General features: G+C 67.1%; 19 protein-coding genes. 11 read left to right on the top strand and 8 right to left on the bottom strand.

From position 1 onward, the window contains the following. The first annotated feature begins 149 nt into the window (after window positions 1-149). The gene (gene fliE, locus AC1Q6E_RS14385; protein WP_152792326.1) at window positions 150-494 is read left to right on the top strand and encodes a flagellar hook-basal body complex protein FliE; all 345 of its coding nucleotides are present in this window, start codon (window positions 150-152) and stop codon (window positions 492-494) included. Between the two features lie 14 nt (window positions 495-508). Here the strand turns inward: fliE and AC1Q6E_RS14380 are convergent, their stop codons facing one another. The 8 genes from AC1Q6E_RS14380 to AC1Q6E_RS14345 all read right to left on the bottom strand — a co-directional run bounded on the left by AC1Q6E_RS14380 (window position 509) and on the right by AC1Q6E_RS14345 (window position 7,924). Further along, the gene (locus AC1Q6E_RS14380) at window positions 509-838 is read right to left on the bottom strand and encodes an EscU/YscU/HrcU family type III secretion system export apparatus switch protein (protein ID WP_152792327.1); all 330 of its coding nucleotides are present in this window, start codon (window positions 836-838) and stop codon (window positions 509-511) included. After that, window positions 835-2,115: a hypothetical protein gene (locus tag AC1Q6E_RS14375; RefSeq protein WP_492572984.1), complete on the bottom strand. Its 1,281-nt coding sequence runs from the start codon at window positions 2,113-2,115 to the stop codon at window positions 835-837. Before AC1Q6E_RS14375 ends, AC1Q6E_RS14380 begins: the two co-directional genes overlap by 4 nt. Before the next feature lie 101 nt (window positions 2,116-2,216). Beyond that, window positions 2,217-2,537 carry a flagellar protein FliT gene (locus AC1Q6E_RS14370; protein ID WP_296557568.1) on the bottom strand — a complete coding sequence of 107 codons (321 nt, stop codon included), beginning with the start codon at window positions 2,535-2,537 and terminating at the stop codon, window positions 2,217-2,219. Window positions 2,538-2,560: 23 nt separating this feature from the next. Continuing rightward, complete coding sequence (gene fliS, locus AC1Q6E_RS14365) at window positions 2,561-2,998, bottom strand: flagellar export chaperone FliS (RefSeq protein WP_152792335.1); 438 nt, start codon at window positions 2,996-2,998, stop codon at window positions 2,561-2,563. Between the two features lie 106 nt (window positions 2,999-3,104). After that, window positions 3,105-4,565, bottom strand: coding sequence for a flagellar filament capping protein FliD (gene fliD, locus AC1Q6E_RS14360; RefSeq protein ID WP_296557564.1), 1,461 nt, complete (start codon window positions 4,563-4,565; stop codon window positions 3,105-3,107). A gap of 32 nt (window positions 4,566-4,597) precedes the next feature. Next, window positions 4,598-4,960: a flagellar protein FlaG gene (locus AC1Q6E_RS14355; protein ID WP_296557562.1), complete on the bottom strand. Its 363-nt coding sequence runs from the start codon at window positions 4,958-4,960 to the stop codon at window positions 4,598-4,600. 168 nt (window positions 4,961-5,128) lie between these two features. After that, entirely contained in the window at window positions 5,129-6,544 is a 1,416-nt protein-coding gene (locus tag AC1Q6E_RS14350) for a flagellin N-terminal helical domain-containing protein (RefSeq protein WP_492572983.1), read from the bottom strand. A 258-nt stretch (window positions 6,545-6,802) separates the two neighbouring features. Continuing rightward, a complete protein-coding gene (locus AC1Q6E_RS14345; protein ID WP_296557559.1) occupies window positions 6,803-7,924 on the bottom strand; it encodes a sensor histidine kinase in 1,122 nt (373 codons plus the stop codon). Window positions 7,925-8,246: 322 nt separating this feature from the next. Between AC1Q6E_RS14345 and flhD the strand changes: the two genes are divergently transcribed. From flhD to flhA, 10 genes are all read left to right on the top strand, one after another. Continuing rightward, a complete protein-coding gene (gene flhD, locus AC1Q6E_RS14340) occupies window positions 8,247-8,561 on the top strand; it encodes a flagellar transcriptional regulator FlhD (RefSeq protein ID WP_152794468.1) in 315 nt (104 codons plus the stop codon). Between the two features lie 37 nt (window positions 8,562-8,598). Beyond that, window positions 8,599-9,153: a flagellar transcriptional regulator FlhC gene (gene flhC / locus AC1Q6E_RS14335; protein WP_152792596.1), complete on the top strand. Its 555-nt coding sequence runs from the start codon at window positions 8,599-8,601 to the stop codon at window positions 9,151-9,153. A 256-nt stretch (window positions 9,154-9,409) separates the two neighbouring features. Then, entirely contained in the window at window positions 9,410-10,270 is an 861-nt protein-coding gene (gene motA / locus AC1Q6E_RS14330; RefSeq protein WP_152792597.1) for a flagellar motor stator protein MotA, read from the top strand. A gap of 23 nt (window positions 10,271-10,293) precedes the next feature. After that, a complete protein-coding gene (gene motB, locus AC1Q6E_RS14325) occupies window positions 10,294-11,202 on the top strand; it encodes a flagellar motor protein MotB (RefSeq protein ID WP_152792598.1) in 909 nt (302 codons plus the stop codon). Between the two features lie 39 nt (window positions 11,203-11,241). Then, window positions 11,242-12,204 carry a chemotaxis protein gene (locus tag AC1Q6E_RS14320; RefSeq protein ID WP_152792599.1) on the top strand — a complete coding sequence of 321 codons (963 nt, stop codon included), beginning with the start codon at window positions 11,242-11,244 and terminating at the stop codon, window positions 12,202-12,204. Then, entirely contained in the window at window positions 12,194-12,589 is a 396-nt protein-coding gene (gene cheY / locus AC1Q6E_RS14315) for a chemotaxis response regulator CheY (RefSeq protein WP_152792600.1), read from the top strand. Before AC1Q6E_RS14320 ends, cheY begins: the two co-directional genes overlap by 11 nt. Then, the gene (locus AC1Q6E_RS14310) at window positions 12,589-13,341 is read left to right on the top strand and encodes a protein phosphatase CheZ (protein ID WP_152792601.1); all 753 of its coding nucleotides are present in this window, start codon (window positions 12,589-12,591) and stop codon (window positions 13,339-13,341) included. The genes cheY and AC1Q6E_RS14310 overlap by 1 nt, the downstream gene beginning before the upstream one ends. Window positions 13,342-13,353: 12 nt before the next feature. Further along, window positions 13,354-15,192, top strand: coding sequence for a chemotaxis protein CheA (locus AC1Q6E_RS14305; protein WP_492572982.1), 1,839 nt, complete (start codon window positions 13,354-13,356; stop codon window positions 15,190-15,192). Window positions 15,193-15,420: 228 nt separating this feature from the next. After that, the gene (flhB, locus tag AC1Q6E_RS14300; protein ID WP_296557549.1) at window positions 15,421-16,590 is read left to right on the top strand and encodes a flagellar biosynthesis protein FlhB; all 1,170 of its coding nucleotides are present in this window, start codon (window positions 15,421-15,423) and stop codon (window positions 16,588-16,590) included. Beyond that, window positions 16,587-18,674 (top strand): flagellar biosynthesis protein FlhA, encoded by a 2,088-nt coding sequence (gene flhA, locus AC1Q6E_RS14295; protein ID WP_296557548.1) that lies wholly within the window; start codon window positions 16,587-16,589, stop codon window positions 18,672-18,674. The genes flhB and flhA overlap by 4 nt, the downstream gene beginning before the upstream one ends. The last annotated feature ends 6 nt before the right edge of the window (window positions 18,675-18,680 follow it).

Genomic DNA, 18,680 nt, shown 5'->3' with positions numbered 1-18,680 from the left:
GCCCATTTCCCAGGGCTTGTATTATTTGATGCAGGATGTCACGGCCAAGGAGGGAATAGACGGGTTTTGCCCCGGTACTTCCCGGTCTGGATCCTTCCCGCCGCGGCTACCATTGCAGTCTCCGCAGAATTGCCCACGGGAAACCGCATATGGACCGCATCCAGGACGTGCTCGCTTCTTCCGCCGGGCAGACCGGCATGACGCGCGCGGCGCAGATGTTGTCGCGGCCCGACGCCCTGATGGGCGGCGGCGCGGCCGCCGGCGCGGCACCGGCTTCGTTCGCCAACGTGCTGGTCGACGCGATCCAGGGCGTGCAGCGCGCCCAGTCCGAGGCCGCCGCCGTCCAGGGTGCCTATCAGCAGGGCGATCCCGAAGTCGGCCTGGAAACCACGATGATCGCCATGAACAAGGCCAGCTTGTCTTTCCAGATGCTGGCCCAGGCGCGCAACCGCGTGATCGCGGCCTACAACGAAGTCATGAACATGCAGGTCTGAGCCGGACCCCGGTTTCAACCCGCCGGGCGTCCCTCCGGACCGGTGCCGGCTTCCTCGTCCTGCCTGTACACCCATGCCAGCACTTCCGCTACCGCCGCGTAGAGCGGCGGCGGAATGCGGGCATCCAGGTCCACTTTCATCAGCAGGTCGATCAGCTCGCGCGAGCTGTGCACGAACACGCCTGCTTCCTTGGCGCGGCGCAGGATCTCCTCGGCGATCGCGCCGCTGCCCTTGGCCACCACGATGGGCGTCTTGCGCTCCTTTTCGTAGCGCAGCGCTACCGCCTGGATGCGCTTGGGGTCGAGCGGGCCGTCGGGGAGCGGGTCGGTGGAGGGCAGGGTCATGTCCGGGCCGGCGATCGGGACGCCGTGGCGATCTTGAGGTCGGACATGCGCAGGCCCTGGCTGTCCAGCGCCTGCTGCAGGTCCAGGCCCCCGGCGGTGAGCCGGGCCTGCAGGTCGCGCAGGCGTTGGCCGCGTAGTGTCCGGGTATCGGGCTGGATGGCGATGCGGGTGTCGGCGCCGTTGACCGCCACTTCCACCTGCATCGTGCCCAGGTGGCGCGTCTGGACCGAGATGCGGACGCGCCACGCCAGCGGCAGGTCGGCGTCGGCGGCCTTGCCGTCGTCCGGTTCGATTTCCAGGGTGAAGGGTTGTTCGGCCCACGAGCCTTGCAGGAACAGGCGGCCGCTGGCCAGCGCCGCGATCTGGTCGTGCACGATCTGGCGCACGTCGGGCGGAATGGCGGCCAGTGCCGCCTGCAGGCCCTTGGCCGCGCTCTGTTCGGGCGTGGCGGGCTCGGCCGCGGGCATGGGGGAGCCGGCCGGCGGGGTGGGGGCGCGAGCCTGGGGGCCGGGCGAGAGCGCTGCCTGCGGCTCGGCGCGCAGCGCCTCGAGGGGCAGGCGTCCCTCGCGCCACTCCTGCAGATGGGCTTCGTAGAACAGCCCGGATTGCTGCACGGCCTGCCGGATCTGGCGCGCGGCCTCATCGGGCAGCGTGCCGGCCGGAATGCGCAGGGCGTCCAGGGGCACGCTGCGTTGCAGGCCGCCGGTTTCGTCGACCAGCGCCAGCAGCAGGCGGGCCGATCCGCTCAGCAAGACCTTGGTATCGCCGGTTTCGAGCTTGAGCTCGGCCAGCGAGGGCATCGGGACCGGCGATACGCCGCGTACCATGCGCGTGGCCATGTCCGGGGAGGCGGCCTCGGCGTCGGGGGTGGCGGGCGCGGGGAGCGCCTGCCCGCGCCCGCCGCCGTCCCCGGGGGAGCGTGGTCCGCCGATCCGGCCATCCTCCTGGCCGTGCAGGAAGGTGCGGTCGTCCAGCAGCCGCAGCACCAGTGTCACGCCAGGGCTCAAGGGTTGGCGGGTATTGACCAGGTAAGGCTTGCCGGCGATGTTGACCAGCGCTTCGGTGTCGCTGTTGGCCTGGAGTACCGTCGCCCGCACCAGCCCGTGAGGCAGTCCCGCCGAGCCGGGCGGGCGGGCGCCGCCGCTCAGGCCGCTGGCGCCGGAGACGTTGAGCAGGCGAGCCAGCACGGCCTCGCGGGCATCCTCGCGATAGCGCTCCCAGCTTTGCGTGGGGGCGATGGCGCTGACCGGCTGCGTCTGGCGGGTATCCGCTACCAAGCGCGGTCTCCAAATAGTGCGGGGCTATGCATGGGGTTCTGTCCGATGGCGCCTTCCTGGGCGGGCGGCGTCACGCCCGCGGGGCAGGGGCGCCTGCCCTTTCAGCGGTACATCTGCGCGCCGAAGAGGTGGCGGCGGGGCCGCAGTATCTGCTCCAGCTCCTTCATCCACGGCTCGGCAATGTCCCGGGTGGCGGCATCGTTGGCAAGGATCTCGCGTATCAGGTGCATGCAGGTTTCGCGTTCGGCGGGCGGGCAGGTCTCGATGGGGCGCAGGCGCAATTGTCCCACGAGCCCGGCGCAGTCCGACTCGCTGGCCGTGACGGCGTCCCAGTCGCCCCGGCGCGCCGCGGCCAGCATCGCGCGGCTGATCTCGGCCAGCTGGCCGTAGAGCGCGGCCAGCCCGGCGGGTGCTGGCGCCATGCCGGAATCCTCGCTTGCCATGGTCAGGCAGCCACCTGGCTGTCGGATTGGATCGACGCCCAGGCGTCACGCAACCCGTCGAGCAAACGGACGCTTTCCATGATGGGAGCCGGATCGTTGTCGATCCCGGCCTGCATCGTGCGCCGGAGCATATAGTCGTACAGGGCGTTCAACTGGCCGGCCAGATCGCCGCCGGCCTTGTGGTCCAGGCTGGCGCGCAGGCCTTCGTCGATGATGCGGGTGGCGCGGGAAAGCGCGCGTGTCTTGCCCAGGGGGTCGCCGGCCTCGATGCAGCCGATGGCCTTGCGCAGCGACTCCAGCGCGCCGTCGTAGAGCATCAGAATCAGCGCGTGAGGACTGGAGCCGGAGACTCCGGTCTCGACTCCGACGCTGACATAGGCCCTGGCCCCGAAATTCCCGAATCCCGACACGTGCGACTCCTGCTGAACGCGTAGCGGCATGCCGCTTGCACGGCAGCCCTGACGGATTTAACGACTAGGTGTGATGGACCTAAAGCGGGAATTGGCGTGGCAAAACCGATGAGTTCCCGCTTGCGTGCCGGCGGCGTTACTTGTTGAGGTTCTTCAGCGCCTCGATCTGCTGGGTCAGGAAGCTGCCCGTGTTGTTGAGCTGGGTCAGCATCGAATCGAGCGCGGTGAACTGCCGGCGGTAGCGCGCCTCGATCTGTTCCAGCCGGTTGCTCATCTGGTTCTGCTGGGTTTCCAGCGTCTTGATCGTGCTCTTCAGTCCGTCGGTGCGGCCATCGATCACGCCCTTGCTGTCGGTATAAGGCGACAGTTGCGCGGTGAAGCGCTCGACCAGGCTTTGCGTGCCTTCGCCGAACGGCTGGGGCGTGAACAGCCTGGAAACGGCGCCCGGGTCCGCGGTCATGGCCTTGTTGAACTTGTCGGTGTCCAGCGTCAACGCGCCGTCCTGGTCGAAGCCCACGCCCAGCGAGGCCAGCGTCGTGTAGGGGCCGGTGGCGCCCTGCATGGGAGAGAAGATCTCATTGCGCATGCGCGCCGTCAGGTCGCGGACCAGGCCGTCGCCCGCCAGCGGTCCCGTGGCGCCGGCCTTGCCCCGGGTTTCGCTGGGCGCGTTGGCCGACAGCGCGGCCGCGACGTTCAGGAAGGCGTTGTAGGCGGTGACCAGCGATTGCAGCGCCGCCGCGCCGCCGCTGGCCGAGGGATTGGTGGCGATCGTGGTGGTGCCGGATTTCTGCAGGGTGATCGTGATGCCGTCGAGCACCGAAGTCACCGTGTTGGTGGCGCTGGTGACTTCCATGCCGTCCAGTTTGAACAGCGCATCGGCGCCTGCCTGCAGTTGGCTCATGCCGGTGGGCGATCCGCCGCTGGCGTAGGGCGGGGCGGTGGCGGGGTCGTAGGCGAAGCGGTCCAGCGACTGGCTGCCGCCCGTCCCCGAGTCCGAACTGGTGACCTGGAACGCGTTGGCCGCGCCGGTGGTGCTGGACGCGAGCACCAGCCGGGATCCGCTGCTATCGGTGACCAGCGAGGCGGTGACGCCCATTTCCGCCTTGTTGATGGCGTCGCGCAGGCCGGACAGGGTGTTGTTGGTGGCGTCGATGACGACGGATTTGGCTTCGGCCTCGCCGGCGACGAAGCTGCCGTTCTCGACTTTGCCCAGCGTGATGGTCAGGGTGCCCGTGTTCAGCTGCGCATCGTTGGCCAGTGCGCCGCTGACGGCTTTCTCGGCCTGGGCCAGCGAGGTGACGTCGAGTTTGTGGCTGATCTTGCCGGCCTTGTTGTCGGCCGTGATGAAGGCCACCGACGAGTCCGACGAACTGCCGACCAGTCCGGTGAATTTTTCCGGCGTCAGGCCCGCTGCGGCCGTCAGGAGCGACGACAGCGAGCTCTTGAGCTGGCCCAGGGCCGAAATCTTGGTCTGGGCCGAGGTGGCCTGGGCCTGGAGCTTGGTGAGCGGCACTTTCTCGGCCGCCATCAGGTTGCTCAACAGGGTGGACAGTTCGAGGCCGGAGCCCACGCCGAGGGCGGATCCTACGCTAGCCATGGAGTTCTCCTGGTATCGGGTTGTGGGGGGGCTCAGGCCTTGCGGCTGAGCAGCGCGCCCTTGATCTGGTCCAGCGAGCGGCTGAGGGCCAAGGCTTCCTCGGAGGGGATCTGCCGGATCACGTCCTGGGTATCGCCGTCCACCACCTTGACGACGACCTTGCCGCTGTCATCGTCGATGCTGAAGGTCAGGTTGTGGGCCGCCAGCGGGACGAAGCGGTTGAACGCATCGACCGCGGCCCGCAGTTCCCCCACATCCGGCACCTGCGCGGTGGCGGGCAGCGACGGGTCGAGCAGGTTGGTCGAGCCAGCGGGCGCGATGGGCCGGGCGGTCGACGCGGCGGCGGCCGGCGAGGCGCGCAGGTCGACGGCGGTGTCGATGGCATGGATGCTCATGAATGTTCCGTGGCGATAGGGGGGGCGATACGTGGATTAACGGGCCGGGGGAGGGAAACTTGAGGGGGGGGCGGGAGGAGGGCCGCCCGGGATAAAAAAATCCCCACCCGGCCCGAGGCGGGGTGGGGACGTCCCGCCGGAGGAAGTCCGGCGGAGATGCCGCGGTGCTTAGCCGCGGAGCAGCGTCAGCACGTTGTTGGGCAGCGAGTTGGCTTGCGCCAGCATCGCGGTGCCGGCCTGCTGCAGGATCTGGCCGCGCGTGAGCGAGGCGGTTTCCGAGGCGAAGTCGGCGTCCTGGATGCGGCTGCGCGACGAGGACAGGTTCTCCGAGGTGGTTTCCAGGCTGGAGACGACCGAGGTGAAGCGGTTCTGGATCGCACCCAGCGAGGCACGCGCGTCGCTGACGGTGGACAGCGCGGCGTCCAGGGCGGACAGGGCGTTGGAGGCGCCGGCGACGGTCGAGATGTCGATGGCGTTCAGGGCGGTGCCGGTCTGGGTGATCGTGCCGGCCAGCGTGAAGGCGCCGGTGCTGCTGATGGAGCCGGTCACGCCCGTGGGGGCCTTGTACGAGACGTTCAGCGAGGCGCCCGTGGTGCCGGCGGAGGCCAGGCCGAAGTCGGACAGGGTGGAGGCGACGGCGGTACCCAGCGTGAGGGCGCCGATCGTGATGTTGCGGCCGTCGGCGGCTTCGAGCTTCAGGCCGGAGCCGGTGTCGACGGCGCGCACGCCGGTGGTGGCCGATTGCGCGTTGATCGCGGTCAGGGCGGTTTCGCGGTTGGTCGCGGCGTTGGTGGTGGCGGTCAGGTTGATCGTCAGGCCGTTCAGCGTGAAGCTGGCCGTGCCGGCGGTCGTGGTCGTGACGGTCGAGGTGCCGTTGGCTTGCGTGGCGTTCGCGGTGACGTTCAGGCCGGCGATGCCTTGCGTGTTCATGGCATTGGCGATGGCCTTGGCGTCGTTGGCGATGTTGCCCAGGGCGAACGTGCCGGCGGAGCCAAACGTGACGGACTGTGCCGCGGCGGTGTCGCTGGCGGTGCCGATCGACAGGTTGGTCGCGTTGAAGCCGTTGTACCGGCCCAGCGTCGAGGCCTTGGCGTCGGCGATGTTGTTGATGGTGATGGTCTGGCCGGCATTGGCGCCGACCTGGAATTTCTGGGCGGCGAACGAGCCGTCCAGCAGCTTGGTGCCGTTGAAATCGGTGTCGCGGGCGACGCGGTCGATTTCGGCGGTCAGCTCGGCCACTTCCTTCTGCAGCGAGGCGCGGTCATCGGCCGAGTTGGTCGAGTTGGACGACTGCACGGCCAGCGTGCGGATGCGCTGCAGGTTGGTGCCGATCTGGCTCAGCGCGCCTTCGGCGGTCTGCGCCAGCGAGATGCCGTCGTTGGCGTTGCGCACGGCCTGGTTCAGGCCGTTGATCTGCGTGCTCATGCGCTCGGAAATGGCCAGGCCGGCGGCGTCGTCCTTGGCGCTGTTGATGCGCAGGCCGGTCGACAGGCGCTGCAGGGCGGTGTTGACGGCGCTCTGCGAGCTGTTCAGGTTGCGCTGCGCGTTCAGCGAAGCGATGTTGGTGTTGATGACTTGTGCCATGACCTATCTCCGTGAGGGTGAGTCACATGGTGTTTCAAGGAGGGGCCCTGGGGGCCCGACGATGCATCCGCGGCTGGAGGTCCTTCCGCAATTGCGCCAGGGCCATCGCAGGCTGCATGAAGTGCCAGCGTGGCCGCGTTGAGGCAATTAACGGGGGGGCGATTTGAAAACTTTAGGCGGAGAGGGCGGTTTGGCGGAAAAAAATACCGCTAAAGTTTCTCCGTGGCAGTCCGATTGTGGGCGCAGCCGGGGCGGACGTCAGGCCGGCGTTTCCAGCGTGAAGTAGAAGGTCGCGCCTTGCCCGGGGGCGCTTTCCGCCCAGATCTGTCCGCCGTGGCGGTTGATGATGCGGCGGACGGTGGCCAGGCCGATGCCCGTGCCGGGAAAGTCGCTGGCGCGGTGGAAGCGCTGGAAGGCGCCGAACATGCGTTCGGCGTTCTGCGCGTCGAAGCCGGCGCCGTTGTCGCGGACGAAATAGATGGTGCTGTTGCCGCGCAGCAGGCTGCCGAACTGGATGTGTGCCTCGGCGCGGCCGCCGGTGAATTTCCAGGCATTGCCCAGCAGGTTGTCGAGCACGATGCGCATCAGGCCGGCATCGCATTCGGCCAGGGCCGAGGCGGGCAGGTCTTCCTCCACCCGGCGTCCGGGCTGGCCGCCGCGCAGGTCTGCCAGGACCCCGTGCGCGATGGCGGCCAGGTCCACCCGGGTCCTGAGCAGGCTGCTCTGGTTGATGCGTGCAAGCTGCAGCAGATCGCCGATCAGGTCTTCCATGCGCCCCGCGTTGTCCACGATGTGCTGCAGGTGCTTGGCGTCGGTTTCGCCCAGATGGCTGGCGAGGCCGCGCTCGAGCAGGCCGGCGAAGCCCGCGATCTGCCGCAGCGGCGCGCGCAGATCGTGGGAGACGGAATACGAAAAGGCTTCCAGTTCTTCGTTGATCACGCTCAGCAGGTGGGTGCGCTGCGCGACCCGCTTCTCCAGTTCGCTCTGGATGCGGCGGGCCGCCTCCTGTTGTTCCATGTGCTGCGTGATGTCCTGCGCGTAGCCGGAGACGGCGATCGACTCGCCCTCGTCGTTGCACAGGCAGCTCAGCTGGATCTCGAACCATCTCGGCTCGCCGTCCACCGTCCAGATCTGTTCGAAGCGCTTGCGGGTGCGGGATTCGAGCAACTGCCGATGGCGCAGCGCATGGACGCGCGCGATCGAGGGGGGCATGGTTTCTTCCATGGTCCGGCCCAGGCAATCGGCGGCCCGGGGGATGCCGAGCAGCCTGGCGTAGGCCGCGGAGACGTACCGGTACCGGCCGTCCCGGTCGACGACCCAGGTGGCGGCGGGAAGCGATTCCAGCGCGGCTTCCAGCAATGCATGGTTGTTTCCGGCCATGGCTGCAGTCTGCTGGATGGGTGGAATCGCGTTTCGCATTTGCGTGTATAAATGAAACAACTGATACAGAATTTGTAAGAAATATTCTTACACGCGGAGTGTACCTAAGCAGACGTGAAATCCAGCGGGGTTCCGATGTCAATATGGTAACAAGTGTCTAATAATTTACATATTGAATTGGTTCCTGTGTCGGAAGAAAAAGCCGTCCAGGACGCTTGTCTTACATCCCGCTAGCGGGGTTTTCCTCAAAGGAATCGCGATGACTCAAGTTTGCGACGTGGTCGATCTGGACGTATCGGCTCCCTTGGCCGAATCTTCCCCCATGTCAAGGCTGAGCGAGGAAATCCGCGATGCCAACCTGACCTATCTGATGCTTGCGCAGCAGATGTTGCGCGTGGATCGCGCCGAGGCGCTCTACCGCCTCGGCATCACGAGCGAGGTGGCTGACATCCTTTCCTCGCTGACGACCGCCCAGTTGCTCAAGATCGCCGGCTCCAGCATGCTGCTCGCCCGGTTCCGCTTCGACGACTCGCTGGTCTGGAATCTGCTGTCCTCGCCCAAGCGCGATGACGTTTCGCCCCGTATCCATGCGGCCATCCTGATGGCCGGCCGGACCGCCGCGATGGCCGCTTCCTGAGTCCTGGCCATGTATCGTCGCAGTATCCGGGGGCCGCATGGCGCGAGCTAAAAGCGTCCTGTCCGAGGCGCGCCAGATCGAGATCGCATCCGAACTGATCCGCCTGGACGCCCGCCTGCAGGTGCTGGAGGCGGAGGTGCAACTGTCGCGCGAGCGTCTGTTGCGCCTGTATCGCGAGATCCGCGGGAAATCGCCGCCCAAGGGCATGTTGCCGTTTTCCACCGATTGGTTCATGACCTGGCAGCCCAACGTCCACGCCTCGCTGTTCATGAACGTCCACCGCCATCAGATCGGCCTGGACGACGCGACGGCGGTCGAGGCGCTGATCCGCGCCTACCGGCTGTACCGCGAGCAGGTGGGGCAGTTGGGGCTGCCCGAGGTCCTGTCGATCACGCGGGCCTGGCGCCTGACGCGGTTCTTCGATGCCGGCATGCTGGGAATGACGGCCTGCACGCGTTGCGGCGGCGAGTTCGTCACCCATACCTTCGAGTTGGCGCATCAATACGTCTGTGGCCTGTGCCACATGCCATCCCGCGCCGGCAAGACCCGGCGTCCGGCGAAGGCGGAGCCGGCCGGGGCGGCGCCCCGCTGACCCGGGCCGGCCCGGGAAGCTTCCGCTCTCAAGTTTTGTCTTTACCGGTCGAAAACCCGTTCATGGCTTCGCGCAATGTGCCAACGAAGCCCGATTGCCCCACGCACGTCAGTCCCCCAGATTCCTGGCAGGCAGGCTCCCGATGCCAATATCGAGTCCCTGCCCAGACCCGGGATGCGGAGGATCCGGCTCCGCCGGTCCTCCCGCATCGCCCCCTGGGGGGCGCGCGAAGCGCGTAGGGGGGGACCTCATCCACATGCTCGTCATCATCGGCTACATCATCGTTGGGGCGTCAGTGCTGGGCGGATACGCCATGCATGGCGGCTCGCTGGGCGCGCTGTTCCAGCCGTTCGAACTGATCATCATCGCTGGCGCGGCTTTCGGCGCGTTCGTGTGCGGCAATTCCAGCAAGGTGGTGCGGGCGACGCTGCGGGCATTGCCGACCACGCTGCACGGCTCGCGCTTCACCAAGCAGCGCTACCTCGACATGCTGGCGCTGCTGTACGAAATCCTCAACCGGGTGCGGCGCGAGGGCCTGATGTCCATCGAGGCCGACGTTGAAGAGCCCTACAACAGCCCGCTGTTCCAGAAATATCCCGCGCTGCTGGCCGACGGGCACCTGGTCGAGTTCGTGACGGACTACCTGCGGCTCATGGTCAGCGGAAACCTGAATCCGCTGGAGCTGGAAGCCCTGATGGACCAGGAAATCGACACCCACCACCAGGAAGCCAGCGTGCCGGCGCACGCCATCCAGCGCATTGCCGACGGGCTGCCGGCCTTCGGCATCGTCGCCGCGGTGATGGGCGTGGTCAACGTGATGGGGTCGGTGGGCGAGCCGCCGGCCGTGCTCGGTGCCAAGATCGGCGCGGCGCTGGTCGGTACCTTCGTCGGCATCCTGCTCGCCTACGGCATCGTCGGGCCGCTGGCCTCGGTGCTGGAGCAGAAGGTGAGCGAAAGCAGCAAGCAGCTCGAATGCATCAAGGTCGCCCTGCTGGCGAGCCTGAACGGCTATGCGCCCGCGCTGGCCGTCGAGTTCGGACGCAAGGTGCTGTTCTCGACCGAACGCCCCACGTTCGGCGAGCTGGAAGACACGGTGCGGGGCAGGTCCGCCGCGTGACGGCAGGGTAGGGAGTCTCGATCATGGCAGGCAAGGACGGCGTAGTGCCGATCATCATCCGGCGGTCCCGCAAGCGGGCCGGCAAGCCCCATGGCGCCGGCATGTGGAAGATCGCCTATGCCGACTTCGTCACCGCCATGATGGCCTTCTTCCTGCTGATGTGGCTGCTGACGACCTCGGCCCAGGCCGACCTGGATGGCATTTCCGAATATTTCCGTACGCCGCTGCGCGTGGCGGTCACGTCGGGTAGCGTGGCGGGCGATCCGGTCAGCGTGCTGACGGGTGGCCAGCACCTGAGTCCCCGCGTCACGCCCCAGCGCCGCGCCAGCGACGACGAGCAGGAAGCCCGCGAGCGCCGCAAGCTCGAGGGCCTGAAGTCCGAGCTCGAGAGCCTGATCTTCACCCAGCCCACGCTGACGCAGTTCAAGGACCAGATCCTGCTGGATTTCACCGACGAGGGGCTGCGGATCCAGATCGTGGACGAGAAGAACCGGCCCATGTTCGATACCGGCAAGACCGTGCTGAAGGACTACAGCCGCGTCATCCTGGACGAGCTGGCCCGCGTGCTGAACGGCGTCGAGAACAAGATATCGATTTCCGGCCATACCGATTCGGCGCCCTATGCCGGCGGCACTGGCGGCTACAGCAACTGGGAACTGTCCGCCGACCGCGCCAATGCCGCGCGGCGCGAGATGCTCACCGCCGGCATGCAGGAAGGCAAGGCGCTGCGCGTGGTGGGTCTGTCGGATTCCGTGCCGTTCAACCGTGCCGACGTGAAGGCGGCCGAGAACCGGCGCATCAGCATCGTGGTGTTGAACAGGCGCAGCGAGGAGTTTCTCAAGAAAGGCGGCGTTTATGTCGATGTACCCGCCATTCCTGGCAGGTTGAACGACGGGACGCCGCTGCGGGTGTCCGTTCTCGAATCGCAATGATCACTGAGCCGGCTTGGACCGGCCGGTATGGAGGATGCTATGGGTGCCGGTGACAATCGGTTGATGGAAATGGTGGACGAGAAGGCCCGGCTGGCCGGTTCGAACAAGATGGAGCTGCTGCTGTTCTCGCTGGGCGGCAGCGAGGTCTTCGGCATCAACGTGTTCAAGGTGCGCGAGGTCTGCGAGACGATTCCGATCACCAGGACGCCGAACGTGCCGCGCGGGGTGGAGGGCATCATTTCGCTGCGCGGCGCGATCCTGCCCGTCATCGATCTGGCCACCTCCATCAACATGCAGGTCGAGACGCCGCGCACCAAGCTGCTGATCACCGAGTTCTCCAGCCATACGCAGGCTTTCCTGGTGGCCGACGTGGACCGCATCGTGCGCATCGACTGGGACAAGGTCAAGTCGCCGCAGTCCATGCCTTCGAACAACACCTCGTTCATGACGGCGCTGACCGAGCTGGCCGACGGCAAGCTGGTGTCCATCCTGGACGTCGAGCAGATCCTGGCCTCGGTCATAGGCGAGGACAAGATTCCGTCCGAGATCCAGCAGGTCGACGCCGAAATCAAGGCAAATGTGTTCTTCGCCGACGATTCCTCGCTGGCGCGCAAGAAGATCACGGAAGTGCTGGACCGCATGGGGTTGCCGCACCAGCACGCCACGAACGGCGCCGACGCCTGGGACAAGCTCCGGGGCATCGCGGCGCGGGCCGACGCCGAGAAGCTGCCGCTGGACCTGATGCTGGGAATGATCCTGGTCGATGCCGAGATGCCCGAGATGGACGGCTACGTGCTGACCCGCCACATCAAGTCCGATCCCCGTTTCGCGAAGATTCCCGTCGTGATGCATTCATCGCTGTCATCGGTCGCGAACAAGAAGCTCGGGCAGCAGGTGGGCGTCGATGCCTATGTCGCGAAATTCCACCCCTCGGAACTGGCTAGTATGATCGCCGCTCAACTCACACATATCAAGGCCAGAAAGGGAGCAAATGAAGCCTGACGATTTGAAGTTCCTTATCGTCGACGATTTTTCGACGATGCGGCGCATCGTCCGCAATCTCCTGAAGGAACTCGGCTACAACAACGCCGACGAGGCCGAGGACGGCCAGATAGCATTGAGCAAGCTGCGCAGCGGCCTGTTCAATTTCGTGGTCAGCGACATCAACATGCCGAACATGAACGGCTTCGAGCTGCTGCGCGAGATCCGCGCCGACGACCAGCTCAAGAAGCTGCCGGTGCTGTTGGTGACCGCCGAAGCCAAGAAGGAAGACATCGTGCTGGCCGCCCAGATCGGGGCGAACGGCTACATCGTCAAGCCCTTCACCAAGGCGACGCTGGAAGAAAAGCTGACCAAGATCGTGCAGAAAATGAACGGGAGCACGTAATGGCCCATACCGGCGATACCGAAGACCTCGAAGCGCTGTTCGACCAGATTTCGTCCGAAACCCTGGCTCGGCTCGATGCCGAACCGGCAGCCGACGCGGCTCCGGCCGCGGCGGCCGCCGTGAGCGAGGACGAGGCCGCGGCCGATCAGTCGCCGGAGTTCTACCAGCGGGTCGGCATGCTGACCCGGCAATTGCACGATGCGCTGCGCGAGCTGGGCTACCACCAGAAAGTGGAGCAGGCCGTGCACTCGCTGCCCGATACGCGCCAGCGCCTGGATTACATCGCGCGGCTGACCGGCCAGGCCGCCGAGCGCGCCTTGTCCAATGTCGAGAAAGGCCAGGAGATCCAGGAGGGCGTGGAAAAGGAAGGCGCGCGCCTGAGCGGGCAGTGGCGCGAGCTGTACGGCCGCCGGCTGGGCGTGGACGATTTCAAGCGGGTGGCGGCCGAGACCAGCGCGTTCCTCGATCGGACGCAGGACGATGCGCGGGCCACCCAGGCGCTGCTGACCGACATCATGATGGCCCAGGACTTCCACGACCTGACCGGCCAGGTCATCCAGAAAGTGCTCAAGCTCGCCCAGAATTTCGAGGACGAGCTGGTCAAGCTGCTGATCGAGAGCACGCCTCCCGAGAAGCGCAACGCCGCGCACAGCGAATGGATGAATGGTCCCGTCATCGACGCGTCCAGCCGCGACGACGTGGTGGCCAACCAGGCGCAGGTCGACGATCTGCTGGAAAGCCTGGGTTTTTGAGCGAGGACACGAGTGTCAGCCTTCTCCGACATGCAGGACCTGCTTGCCGACTTCCTGACGGAGGCCTCCGACCTGCTCGACGACGTCGATATCGGCCTGGTCGAACTGGAACAGCGTCCCGATGACGCCGGCCTGCTCAACCAGGTGTTCCGGGGTTTCCATACCGTCAAGGGCGGAGCCGGGTTTCTCGAGGCGACGCCGCTGGTGGAGCTGTGCCACCGGGGCGAAAACCTGCTGGACCTGCTGCGGGGTGGTTCGCTGCGCATCACGCCGGAAACGATGGACGTGATCCTGGCGGCGACGGGCGAAGTGCGGCGCATGTTCTCGGAAATGGAGCGCGGCGCGATGCCCGAGCCGGCTCCCGCCGGGTTGCTTGCCGCGCTGGAGGCCGCCGCCAAGGGCGAGACCGTCGATACCAGCATGTTGACGGTGGAGTCCGTGCCCGCCGACGGCTCGCGTGTGCCCGCCCACGCGGCGGCGCCGGTGTCCGGACCGGCGGCGCGTACGGGCGCCGAGCCGGACTGGCTGGGCTACTACCGCGCCGCGTTCGGCGATCCGCCCGGAATGCATGCCGACGAGCCCGGCGCCGCGCCCGCGGCCGCGGCACCGGGGGTGCCGCCATCGTCGCGGCCCTATCGCCCCGAGATGCTGGCCCCCATGGGCGGTGCGCCGGTCATCGCCAAGGATGCGACGATCCGCGTGGACACGACGCGTTTCGACCAGATACTGAACTTGTCGGGCGAGATCGGCCTGACCAAGAACCGCCTGTCCTGCCTGCGCGATGCGCTGCTGGGCGCCAGCCGCCGGGACGACGCGGCGGCCGAGACGCTGGATGCGGTCTTCAGCCAACTCGACACGCTGGTGTCCGACCTGCAGTCGGCCGTCATGATGGCGCGCATGCAACCGGTCGGCAGGGTGTTCCAGAAGTACTCGCGCCTGGCCCGCGACCTGGCCCGCCAGCTGGGCAAGGACGTGGAGCTGAATATCACCGGCGGCGAGACCGAGGTCGACAAGACCATCCTGGACGAACTCAACGATCCGCTGGTGCACCTGATACGCAACGCTGTCGATCATGGCGTCGAAACCATGGTCGAGCGCCGTTCGGTCGGCAAGCCCGCGCGTGGCACGGTCCACCTGTCGGCCCGCCAGACGGGTGACTCCATCGTGATCGAAGTGTCGGACGACGGCCGCGGCATGGATCCCGAAGTCATCCGCCGCAAGGCCATCGAGAAGGGCGTCATCAGCGCGGAGGATGCCGCCGTGCTGGACAACGCCCATTGCCTGCAACTGATCTTCCTGCCGGGATTCTCCACCCGCAGCGAGGTCAGCGACCTGTCGGGGCGCGGTGTGGGCATGGATGTGGTCAAGACCAACATCGAGAAGCTCAAGGGGCAGATCGACATCCAGTCTTCGCCGGGCATGGGGTCGCACATCGTGATCTCGCTGCCCCTGACCCTGGCCATCCTGCCGGTGCTGATGCTCAAGCTGGTCGACCAGCCCTATGCGATCCCCCTGTCCGTGGTGCGCGAGATCATTCCGCTGCGCCAGGAGGAGATGCACACCGTGGGCAGCAACCAGGCCCTGACCATACGTGGAGAGATCCTGCCCGTCATCGACCTGGCGGTCCTGCTCGGGCGCCAGCGCGAGGAGCCGCCGTCGCTCGCCGTCGTCCTGGCTTATGGCGACCGCCAACTCGTGCTGGGCGTGGACGGCTTCATCGGCCAGGACGAAGTCATGATCAAGCCGCTGGAGGGCATCCATCCCAAGGGCGTGGCCGGCGCGACCCTGTCCGGCGATGGCACGCTCGTGCTGGTGCTCGAGATGAAGCAACTGCTGGAAGGGGTGTTTTGACGTTCCCCGCGCGCTGAACGGCCAGCCTCCTGGTATTCGGCTCGGACGCCGAGGGCTAAGGGTCCTCGGAGCAGTTGCTCTTTCCGGCGCCTGTTTCGGGCTTTGTCCGGGCAGGCCTTCGCGATAATCCATACGCCTACATGGCTGGGACTGCGTGCGCGCGTCCGGCCGGCGTAAGGCCGCCGGAGCGCGGATGCCGCGCCGGCGTTCGTCGATATCCGGAATACCGTGGCAGATAACCAGGAAAGCGGCCAGGAAAAAACCCTGGCGCCATCCCAGCGGCGGCTGGACCAGGCCCGCGAGGAAGGGCGTGTCGCGCGTTCGCGCGACCTGTCGGGCGCGGTGGCGACCTTCGCCTGCGTGGCGGCGCTGGCCTTGGCGGGGGCGGGCATCGCCGATCGTGCGATGACCTGGATGAGGACGGCCTTCGCCACGGCGGCGGGCACGGCCGCCACGAGTCGCGACGATGCCATGCTGCTCAAGTCGCTGAACGAGGTGCTGGCCGATGCGTTGCTGGCCATCTCGCCCGTCCTGGCGGCTGGCATGGCCGCTGGCATCCTGGGGTCGATCGGGTTGGGCGGGCTGGTGCTGTCCGGCAAGGCGCTCGGTCCCGATTTCAGCCGGCTGTCTCCGCTCAAGGGCTTTGGCCGCATCTTCTCGTTGGCCGGGCTGGGCGAGCTGGGCAAGTCCATCCTGAAGGTGCTGGTACTGGGCGGTGTGGCTGGCCTGCTGGTCTGGCACGGCGCCCAGAGCTGGCTGGCGCTGGTTCTGCCGTCGCCTCCGCGGGCGCTGGCCGAGCTGGCCGGGATGTTGTCCAGCCATGCGCTGGTGCTGGCCGGCGCGCTGTTCGTCATCGCGGCGGCGGATGTGCCGCTGCAATGGTGGAATCACCACAAGAACCTGCGCATGACCTTCGAAGAGGCCAGGCAGGAAAACAAGGAAACCGAGGGCGATCCCCATGTGAAGGGGCGGATCCGTCAGTTGCAGCGCGATCGGGCGCGCTCGCGCATGATGCAGGCGGTGCCGGCGGCCGACGTGGTGGTGACCAACCCGACCCACTACGCCGTCGCGCTCAAGTACGACGACCAGCGGATGGGCGCGCCGCGCGTGGTTGCCAAGGGAACCGATGGCGTTGCCGCGCGCATCCGCGAACTGGCCACCCAGCACAAGGTCGCCGTGCTGGAGAGCCCCCGCCTTGCCCGTGCCCTGCACCGCCACGCCGATATCGACCAGGAGGTCCCCGTGGCGCTGTATCGCGCGGTGGCCCAGGTGCTGGCCCACGTCTATCAGTTGCGGGCCTACGTGTCCGGACCGCCGCCCGAACTGCAGCCGGTCGAGATTCCCGCCGGATGGGATCCGCTGGACGATGCGCCGCTGCGCCGCGGAGGTCGGGCATGAGCGGCCGCAGCCTCAAGCTGGGCGGGCTGGAGTTCAATTCGGCGCAGTTGCGCGAACTGGGCATGCCGGCCTTCATCCTGCTTGTGCTGGGGATGATGCTGCTGCCCCTGCCGCCGCTCATGCTGGACCTGCTGTTCACCTTCAATATCGCCATCTCGCTGCTGGTGCTGATGGTGGCCACCTATACGAAACGTCCGCTGGACTTCGCGGTTTTCCCCAGCGTGATCCTGGTCACCACGCTCCTGCGCCTGTCGCTGAACGTAGCCTCCACGCGCGTGGTGCTGCTGCACGGCCACAACGGGCCCGACGCCGCGGGCAAGGTGATCGAGGCCTTCGGGCAGTTCCTGGTGGGCGGCAACTTCGCCGTGGGCGTGGTCGTGTTCCTGGTGCTGGTCATCATCAACTTCGTCGTGGTCACCAAGGGCGCGGGCCGCATCGCCGAGGTCTCGGCCCGCTTCACCCTGGACGCGATGCCGGGCAAGCAGATGGCGATCGACGCCGACCTGAACGCCGGCCTGGTCGACGAAGCCACCGCCCGCAAGCGCCGTACCGATGTGGCGCAGGAGGCCGATTTCTATGGCGCGATGGACGGCGCGTCCAAGTTCGTGCGCGGTGACGCCATCGCCGGGATCCTGATCCTGTTCGTGAACATCATCGGCGGGCTGCTGATCGGCGTGGGCCAGCACGACCTGAGTTTCTCGGAAGCCGGGCGCGCCTACGTGCTGCTGTCCATCGGCGACGGACTGGTGGCGCAGGTGCCGGCGTTGCTCGTATCCATCGCCGCCGGCCTGATCGTGTCGCGAGTGGGCGAGGGCGAGGACATCGGCACCGAGGTGGGCAAGCAACTGCTGGGCACGCCGCAGGCGATCGCGTTGTCGGCCGCGATCATCGGCATGCTGGGCCTGGTGCCGGGCATGCCCAATCTCGCGTTCCTGACGCTGTCGGCGGGCCTGGGCTGGCTGTCCTGGTACGTGGCGCGGCGGCGCAGGCGCCAGGCCGAGCACGCGGCCGCGCCGCCGGTGGCCGAGGAGCCCCCGGAAGCACAGGAAGCCAGCTGGGACGACGTCACCCAGGTCGATACGGTGGGGCTGGAGGTCGGCTACCGGCTGATTCCGCTGGTGGACAAGACGGGCGATGGCGATCTGCTCAAGCGCATCAAGGCCCTGCGCAAGAAGTTTGCCCAGGACGTCGGTTTCCTGCCGGCGGCGGTGCATATTCGCGACAACCTCGAACTGCGTCCGGGCGGCTACCGCATCACGCTCAAGGGCGTGGCGATCGGCGAGGGCGAGGTGCAGACCGGCGGTTTTCTCGCCATCAACCCGGGCCGGGTGACCCGCGAGATACCGGGCTCGCCCACGCGCGACCCGGCCTTCGGGCTGCCGGCATTGTGGATCGAGTCCACCGCGCGCGAGGCGGCGCAGGCCGCCGGCTATACGGTGGTCGACATCGGCACGGTCATCGCCACCCATCTTTCCCATCTCCTGCACAACCATGCCGCCGACCTGCTGGGCCGCGCCGAGCTGCAGGCGCTGTGTGACCACTTCACGCGCGGCACGCCCAAGCTGCTGGAAGACCTGGTGCCCAAGCTGATATCGATGGCCACCCTGCAAAGGGTCCTGCAATCCCTGCTGGACGAAGGCGTGCACATCCGCGATTTCGGCACCATCGTCGAGACCTTGTCCGAGCACGCGGTCCAGACCCAGGATCCCGTCGATCTGGTCGGCGCGGTGCGGGTTGCGCTGGGCCGCGCGATCACCCAGGGTATTTTCGGCGCCAATGGCGAGGTCGACGTGCTGGCGCTGGATCCCGAACTGGAGCGCATTCTCCAGACCATCAGTTCCAAGGCGGGTGAAATCGGCGCCATCGAACCCGGCCTGGCCGAACGCCTGCTGAGCGACGCCTCCGCCGCGGTCGAGAAGATGGATGCCGTGGGCAAGCCCGCCGCGCTGCTCGTTCCCGACCGCCTGCGCCTGGCGCTGGCGCGGTTTTTCCGCCGTTCCGTGCCGCGCCTGAAGGTGCTGGCGCACTCCGAGATTCCCGAATCGCGCCTGATCCGCGTCGCGTTGACGCTGGGAGGGCGCTGAGCATGT

Source organism: Pigmentiphaga sp. MLSB6-MA01 (assembly GCF_058793475.1).
This window is presented reverse-complemented; position numbering and strand designations above follow the sequence as displayed.